The organism is Rhodopirellula maiorica SM1 (assembly GCF_000346295.1).
GTDB classification, from domain to species: domain Bacteria; phylum Planctomycetota; class Planctomycetia; order Pirellulales; family Pirellulaceae; genus Novipirellula; species Novipirellula maiorica.
The window spans coordinates 1-7,530 of sequence record NZ_ANOG01001078.1 but is presented as its reverse complement, the minus strand read 5'-3'; the positions used below and the strand labels follow the sequence as shown (position 1 = coordinate 7,530).

Here is a 7,530-nt window from a genome sequence, read left to right as displayed (position 1 = left end):
CGCTAGAGGAGAAGCTTGTGGTAACGGGCACGGTATCAATGACACTCAATTGATGTTCACCGTCTTTTCAACACCACGCTTTCGTTTCTGAACGCTAAGGCTCGTATAGCCTAGGGAACGTCCGCCGGCTCTGACGAACGACGCAAGTCCAATGCAAAAGCAAATAGTTCACTTGAAACTTCAATTGTGGGTGAAGTGGTTTGGCCGGGGTGAGCTTCGAGATTGAAGAAACCCCCGTAATTTACTGAGTGCCGAAGGAGTGACTTGAACTCTCACTCCCTTGTGACAACTGGATTTTGAAGCCAGTCTTCGTAGGCATACGCGACCCACTAATCGACCCACTAATGCGCAAAAACGACGCCAGATCGAAGTCAGGGGAAAGGTAGGTGCAAAAGAAAACCCCGCAAAAAGCGGGGTTTTGGTGAGCATCCGAAACGCGAAAGGAAAGCTCTGAGTGTCTACGGAACCGAAGGTTAGAGGTTCGAATCCTCTGGGGTGTACTCAACTTTACGACAAATCAGCCTCGACGGTGTGCCACGGTACGCTTTCGAGGCTTTGTTTTTGTGCGAACACTGACCGCTCCTTTTCTGACAACAACAGTGACAAAGCGATGCCAAAAGCCAGGCATCTTGCGTCACCTCTAAAACGGTTGCCTCGCTTGGGTTTACGTCTTCGTGACGTTGGTGACCTTAGATTCCGATCTCTAAAACGTCTTTTGACCTCAATTCAAGTCGCATCTTCAATTTGCCTAAGTGGTTTACTTAGCGTGCAGTTACGTCCACTCACCAGGAGCGTATCTGAATAGAAGCCGTCCGGTTGTGACGCTCAAGACCACGGCATCAATCTGGGGAATTGAACGAGAACGTGATGTAGACGGTTCACACTGGAGATTTCGACATGTCGAGAACAAGTAGAACCGCCATCGATTGCGTTAAAACCAACGTGATTGTGAAATTAGAACACGGCGTGCGAAGACATCGACACCGCGATTATTTTTCAACCCATTTGCCGTGCCCAATGAGAAATTCGCCGATCTCTTCATCATCGATGGCAACCGCGCCTTGAAATAGCTCAATCGTCGTGTTTTGCTCCCGATTTCTCAGTCGAATGCTGTCCTGCGAGCGAGATAGTTCGCGGAAAACGGTTTTCGATTGATCGGTTTCCGTCCCCAACCAAGTCCCGTCGGCCTGAAGCTGCAAGGTGTGCCCTTCATCGGATTTAAATAGGGTGCGTTTCTGCGGTCTGATTGCTTGTCCGGTTTTCCAGTGACCTTCATCGCCTTTGACCATTTCTCCGGTTTCGGGGTCTTCAAAAAAGAAGGCACCTTGCACGAGCAATATTTTCTGCGGTGTTTCTTCGTTCAAGGACTCCAGCTCAACAAACGCATCTGTTCGCTCGGTAACACGAAACGTGCGAATGTTCTCGTTGGAATTTGCGTTCGCACGCAGCGCCCATTTCCCGTTTGGCAACTGCTGATAAACCGTTTCATCGGATTCACTCATCCAGGTTGTTTTTTGATTGACGCTACCGCTCGAATGGGGAGCAACGGATTGCGGTGGTGTGTTACGCATCAGTGGTTTCACTCCGGGAGGCGCCGGAACCCCTGGAGCGGGCGGAACTCCGGGAGCGGGCGGTGACGAGGCGGGGCCATTTGGCAGACCCGGAATCGCGGGTGAATTTGCAGCTGGTGACGCGGTGGTTCGCGTTGAAGAAGTTGCTACACGCCCAGGCGGTGGCGGGCGATTCGAGGAAGTCGTTTGGGGCCTTGGGGCTTGCGGCGATACACCGGGAGGCGGTGGAGTACGGCCTTGCGTCATCGGAGACGCGGGCGGTCTGACTCCGGGAATCCCCGGTGGTGGCGGCGGGACGCGTGACGCCGTGGCGCCCGGGCGGTTAGAAGTCGGTGCGTTGGCAATGCCCGGCTGAGGTTGCGTACCCGCGTTCGTCGCTGCGCCTACCCAGTGTCCCTTGTGCATTGCTTGGAATTCATCGATCTCAGGATTCAAACCAACCAAAATTCCATCAAACAGCTCAAGGACAGTATCGCCAGATTTGTTTTTGAGTTTGACACTGTAACTCGTTTTGCCGATTTCCATCAATGTCATCGGCGGTTCCGATTTGTCAGATGGAGTTGCCACCCAGGTCTGTGGAGATTTCCGCTGCACTACCACATCTTTGGATTTCCAAAGGTCCATTTTTTATGGGTGTTACTGTGTGGTTCCAACTGCCCGATTCAAAGCAAACCGGATCGCTGACTCGGGGGTCGCTTGTCAACGCGATTCCGTCGTACAAAAACAACAGCGATCCGTCTTTGCCGGCGAGTTGGATAAAGTCGTTGGTTCGGTTCGTCTCCGTAAAGGTTTTTGGCGGTTGGTTTCGATTGATCATGATCCATTGCCGATTAGGTTCGGCGCGGAATTCGATTCCCTTTGCGGTCGAGATCCATTTTGTTCGCTGTAAGTTCGTTGCGTGAGTGCCTTGTCCATGTAGTTCATCCGTTGATGAAACAAAGAAGACGGAGACGGCTAGGCAAAGTAGGCTGCCCGCTAATCTGGATCGTATACAGTTCATGATCTTCACTCCGGGTACTGTTTAGGTTGATGCCGATATTGCTTGGACCTAAAGACTGAATGGGTACGAAGTCAGATTCAGATTTGCGTCCAGAAAGTGGGCTTTCATACCCCCGTTATTCGGCTGTCCGGTGATCCAATAGACCGTTCCGCTGGAGTACGGCATGAAACGATCGGCACCCGACGGATTGAGTCGCGCCGCGATCGCTTTGGGCTGTACGATGATTTGACCGTATTCATCGATTACCATTGCTTTGGTCGACGCATAGTTGATGTTGTTTCCCTGGTACGTCCACTCTTCCCAAGCGACTAGAAAATTACCATTGCCGAGCGAGGCAAGTTTGGGGCGTTCCGCACTGGTCCCCGGTTGCAAGTTCGTCAACCAAACGACACCGGTTTGAGTGAAGCTCATGTGAGATTTGTCGGGACGCTGGGCGGTGTTCGTCGGTCCAACGCTGTCGACGACGTTTGACGTCACGTTGATTTTTGGCTTGCCAGCGGCGGTATTGCTCCAGTCGACGACGGTGTTTCCGTCTTGCCAAGTCTGTTGGCCGTCTTTAACGGTGTCAAAGTTTTTGGTGACGTGAACAAGCCCTAAATTTCGAGGTTCGGCAATCGGTGTGTTCCAACCGGAACGCTGCGAAACGTTGTTGTTGGGTTCACTGGTGAAAACAACGGTGTAGCCACGTTGTCCGACACCGATGTCACCGAGTGAAGTGAACGAAAAGTTTTGATTTCCAGCCGTTTCCGATTGTCGAACATAAACGTAGGTTCCTTCCGCCTGTTTTGGTGTAAACGTGGTTGTTTTGCCGTTGGGCGTCGCCTTGCGCATCGCGATTCCTCCACCCGGCAAATACCAGCCCGCATCGCCAAGATCGGCAATGACAAATTTTTCACCGTCAAATATCGCTCTTTGATCGAACGAGTGCCGCCAGCTGACTTTGGAGACGGATTGGGTTGGCGTGCCGTCAGCCGCACTGACGGTAAAAAACATCGACGTTTGATGGCGAGTTCCTTTTTGATCGGGAACCGTGTTGAGCGACAAAACCGCCAGAATTTGATTGTTTCCGAAAACCAAACAACCGGTGCCACTGTCCATCGGTGAATAGATGCCATTCTCTGCCTGGCCGTTCTGCTCGGCTCCCAAGTACTGGACATTATTGACGTCGTGCATCCACAGTTGCTGACCATTGCCATCGAACTTTGCCAAATGCAAGATACCGTCGCGATAGTTCACGACCGAGCCTTCGTTGTTCAAATCCTCGAGTTTGGCAGACATCGTGTAAAAGTTTTGTCCATCGGTCGTCAGCCCTCCAAGCAAATCAAGCGACAATTGTTTTTCCCACACCTTAGCCATGTTTGACGTGCTGATCTTGGCAATCCGAGCGCCGGCGGGCCGATTTCCATTCCAGGATTGCCAAGCGACGATGATGCCATCGCCCGTTGTCACGCTCAGAATTTGAGGCTTCGAGGCATGGAACGTTCTCTGTTCTGAGGCCGAGGTCGCAGCGATAAAAGTGGGGGCCCCCGTCCCTGTGTTTGCTGTGCCCGCATTCGCAGCGTTAGCCCCCACGGTTGCAGTTGGAAAATTGGTTGTCACGGCATTCGCTGCGGCAACGTTGTTTGCCACTGTGGGATTGGCATTTGGCTGCGTCATCACAGCAGCGGGTTGAGCCGGGTTGCCTTGCCGAGACGACGCTTCGGTCCCATTGGGATCGGATTCAGAGTTTACAGGGACACTCGTGTCACTTGCGGGTGTCCGATAAAACGAAGCGAAGGACTGATCGCGAGCCTGGATAAGCCAAAGATTTCCCTCGTACGCGGACTGTTGCTGGGTTTCACCAGCATTGACAGTGAACATGAACTGGGGACGGTTGCCTTGTTCGTCATCATAGTAGATGTCGACTGTTTGATTGGTGTTGTTTTGAAACGTCAGCGTCACCGTCGAGTTTTGCGCGAACAACGTCTGAGGGTGAGTCGCAGCGATCGCGGAGACAATGAGCCCCACTGCTAAAAAGACGCGAAAGCCGTTTTTCAGAGAGGATGAGGTATTCATGGGTCAACACGTTGTTGAGGGTGTGTGAATAAAAAAGTGCGTTTGTGGAGTAATTGAATTTGTAGTGCGTCACTTCCATCGGCCATTGGCGACGGACACTTCTGCTGTCTCGCCCTGCTCATTAAATCGGACGGCCGTGACGGCTTGGTCTCGGAGCATGTAAACACTTTCGCCAACAATGGACCTCAACAGCAATCCGCCATCGGGTCGTTGTTCGGCCCTGAATCGGTCGGTCTCGTTACCTTGACCGTCCAGCAAAATCCACTGTCCGCCGTCTGCGGTCGCCGCAAACGAACCGGTAAAACCAGTCGGCGAACCGGGATCGGCCACCCACCGTGTGCGTTGTTTGGGGGTTGGGTTCGGGGCTGTGCCGCGTCGTTGGTTGGGCGAGCTAGTTGGCGATGATGACCATTTCCCCTGAAAGCCTCCGACCGAATACGCTAGCTGAGTTCCGTCGGGAGCGGTTCGAGTGCGAGCCAAATGTGAAGCGCTACCGTCAGATGCGATCAGAATTCCAGTGGCACTTCCGGGACTCTCGTGAACCATGACGGAACCATCCGCATTTTCTGTGACCGATACGGTGGAAGTCTGTCGACCGTTTGTGTCGAAGAAGCCCCAGGTTCCATTGGGCAATTGTCGGTACTCAACCTGGTATCCCGGAACACCGCCGGCACCGATGTAACGACCTTTCCATGCTTTCAAGACGCGTCCTCCGGTAGCGCGATTAGCGGGCATCGGAGCGCTACCGTTAGCCGCGACTGCATTAGGTGCAATTCCGTTCGGCGGGATTCCGTTTGCGGGGGGAGCATTCGTTTTCAGTTCGTGCAACTGATTCACTTCCGCAGTTGCTCGATAGTTCAACACCAATCCGCTGCTGGATTTAAACATCCAGTTTCCGCCCACGTAGCTACCTTGTTGGACTGATTGGTTGGGTTGAATCGTGCCGTAACTCTGCTCCTGTCCTTGGTCACCGACCCAAAACATTTCCATCGCTTGCCCTGTTGCGTTACGAATCGTCATGTTGACCAAAGCTGGCGGTGATGGTGCGGCGTCGGGTGTATTGTTCGTTGCCACGGCTGCGTTGTTGGCTACCGCCGTACCGGCGCCTGCGAGCTGAGCGAATGCGTCGAGCGTTTTCTCGTTCCTTGCCACCATGGCTTCTGCTTCCGGTCGCATCGGTAGACCATTGCGATCATATTGCATGGTGGATACTGTTTTGTGGAACTGGGGGACCTTGTCCCAACCGAGAACGAGTTCATTGGCCAACGTCCAGGTCGAGCTTTCTCCCCCATCCGCTTCGAGCCCAAGCAGTTTCTTTCCATTCGAATTGGTGCAATGGAAACGGTACTGTTTTGATACGTCTCCGCTTCCAAGAGTCAGAACGCCTTTTGCTTTCGAGCTCCAGTGGGAATTGGAGCCTCCTCCTAGTAAGACATCTGGCTTACGCGATGAGATGGCAGCCCATTTCTGATTGGGAAAAAAGTAGAGGTAGCGTGGCGTCAGTCCTGGAGCCGGTGTCTCCTGGAAAACTTTGGTTTTTCCGTTGGTGAAATCAATTGCGGCTGTCCCCAAATCGACCACAGCTTGTGCCCGGCCAATGGTTGGCAAAAGAATCAGACTGACGATGCAGCCCAGCAGTAGATGAGTTAAGGAGTTTTTGCTCATGGTTTCGCCGGGACGGCACGGGTTTCGAGAAATTAGGTTTCGAACGAGGTTAGATTTCTCTTAAGTGCGTTTGTCGAAAAAGAACGGTGAGAGGAAGAACCATCAGCCGCTTTTTTTTCCTGACAAATACTTAAACGATCACGTCTGACACGGACGAGCTGAAAAAGAATTTTCCAGCGTTTTAGTGAATCCAGTGATCACGGTCTGACTCGTTCCCGGAATCACGGCAGGCATTGGAGAGGTGCCAATTAAGTGGTGGCATGCAACGCGTCGCGGCGAGTTGATCGCGATCGATCTAATTTCGACCGCTGTAGTGCACCTTGAGATCGGGGCGTTTTTGCTTGAGGTTGTCCACGGCCGAAATCGTTGCCGGCGTTTCCACGATCGTCAGACACTTGAGAGATTGAATCTCAGCGATTTGTTGCAGAGCGTTGTCTCCAACGTCCGTGAATGACAGCTCCAGCCACTGCAGATTTGGAATCTCACTCAGTTCTTCCAAACGACTGCCCGAGAGGGTCGAAAAAACGATTCCGATCCGAGTGAGTTGCTTCATTTTCTTTATGGACTCTACACAGTCGTCGGTTAAATTCGCACGCGCAAGACGCAGATACTGTAGACGCGAATTCTCTAAATGCTTGAGTCCGTCATTGGTAAGCGGAATTCCCTCGGTCTGAAATTCCGAGATCCGAGGATTGTCAGCGATAAAAACTAAAGCGTTTTGCGTAACGCCTGAACAGTTGGTCAAACCGACTTTTTCAATCGCTTTCAAATTCGCAATCGTTGCAACGCCGTTGTCGGTGATTTTCGCGGCCTCAAGCGAAAATTGATCTAGCTTGGGCAGTGACTCCAGAAAGTCTAGATCTTCGTCAATCAGTTTTGGTCCATAGATATTCAAATTCCGAAGCTGTTTCATCTCCGCAATGTGAATTAGCCAAGATGGATAAACGTTCGTTTTAAAAAACGTCAATGCGTGCAAATTTTCCGTCCGGCTTAGTTCCTCGATCCCGGATTCGGTCACTTTAACGCACGACTGCAGTTTTAAGTCGCAGAGCGAGTCGCATTGTGCGAGCGAGGCGAGAACATCGTCGGTCACGGAATCTCCCAAACAATTCAGCATGATCAGGTGCCGGAGTCGTGCAATCCGGTGCATCATCGATTCGTCAGCCACATCGTCTCTGCGAATCTCAATACGAATGATGTGAAACGGATCCGGTAAATCATTTTCAGAGTAGACGTGCC

The 7,530-nt window shown here is 52.2% G+C and carries 6 protein-coding genes; 1 reads left to right on the top strand and 5 read right to left on the bottom strand.

Annotated elements, in window-relative coordinates:
- Window positions 1-989: 989 nt before the first annotated feature.
- Window positions 990-1,571: a hypothetical protein gene (locus tag RMSM_RS35000; RefSeq protein WP_040771184.1), complete on the bottom strand. Its 582-nt coding sequence runs from the start codon at window positions 1,569-1,571 to the stop codon at window positions 990-992.
- On the opposite strand from RMSM_RS35000, the gene RMSM_RS34995 reads away from it, so the two are divergent.
- Entirely contained in the window at window positions 1,561-1,926 is a 366-nt protein-coding gene (locus RMSM_RS34995; RefSeq protein WP_144058185.1) for a hypothetical protein, read from the top strand. The genes RMSM_RS35000 and RMSM_RS34995 overlap by 11 nt on opposite strands.
- Window positions 1,927-2,121: 195 nt before the next feature.
- Here RMSM_RS34995 and RMSM_RS40370 read toward each other — a convergent pair whose 3' ends face one another.
- The 4 genes from RMSM_RS40370 to RMSM_RS41635 form a co-directional block, all read right to left on the bottom strand.
- The gene (locus RMSM_RS40370) at window positions 2,122-2,571 is read right to left on the bottom strand and encodes a hypothetical protein (RefSeq protein ID WP_144058184.1); all 450 of its coding nucleotides are present in this window, start codon (window positions 2,569-2,571) and stop codon (window positions 2,122-2,124) included.
- Window positions 2,572-2,619: 48 nt separating this feature from the next.
- A complete protein-coding gene (locus RMSM_RS41640) occupies window positions 2,620-4,626 on the bottom strand; it encodes a putative secreted protein (protein WP_008709000.1) in 2,007 nt (668 codons plus the stop codon).
- Between the two features lie 69 nt (window positions 4,627-4,695).
- Window positions 4,696-6,291 carry a secreted protein gene (locus tag RMSM_RS34980; protein ID WP_008708998.1) on the bottom strand — a complete coding sequence of 532 codons (1,596 nt, stop codon included), beginning with the start codon at window positions 6,289-6,291 and terminating at the stop codon, window positions 4,696-4,698.
- 295 nt (window positions 6,292-6,586) lie between these two features.
- Window positions 6,587-7,530, bottom strand: a 944-nt coding sequence (locus tag RMSM_RS41635) for a leucine-rich repeat domain-containing protein (protein WP_040771176.1), incomplete at its 5' end; no start/stop codon positions are given.

What these genes read in the sequence shown, in the direction of transcription:
- RMSM_RS41640 (WP_008709000.1), bottom strand. Translation starts at nt 4,626, where the DNA reads ATGAATACCTCATCCTCTCTGAAAAACGGCTTTCGCGTCTTTTTAGCA.
- RMSM_RS34980 (WP_008708998.1), bottom strand. Translation starts at nt 6,291, where the DNA reads ATGAGCAAAAACTCCTTAACTCATCTACTGCTGGGCTGCATCGTCAGT.
- RMSM_RS35000 (WP_040771184.1), bottom strand. Translation starts at nt 1,571, where the DNA reads ATGCGTAACACACCACCGCAATCCGTTGCTCCCCATTCGAGCGGTAGC.
- RMSM_RS40370 (WP_144058184.1), bottom strand. Translation starts at nt 2,571, where the DNA reads ATGAACTGTATACGATCCAGATTAGCGGGCAGCCTACTTTGCCTAGCC.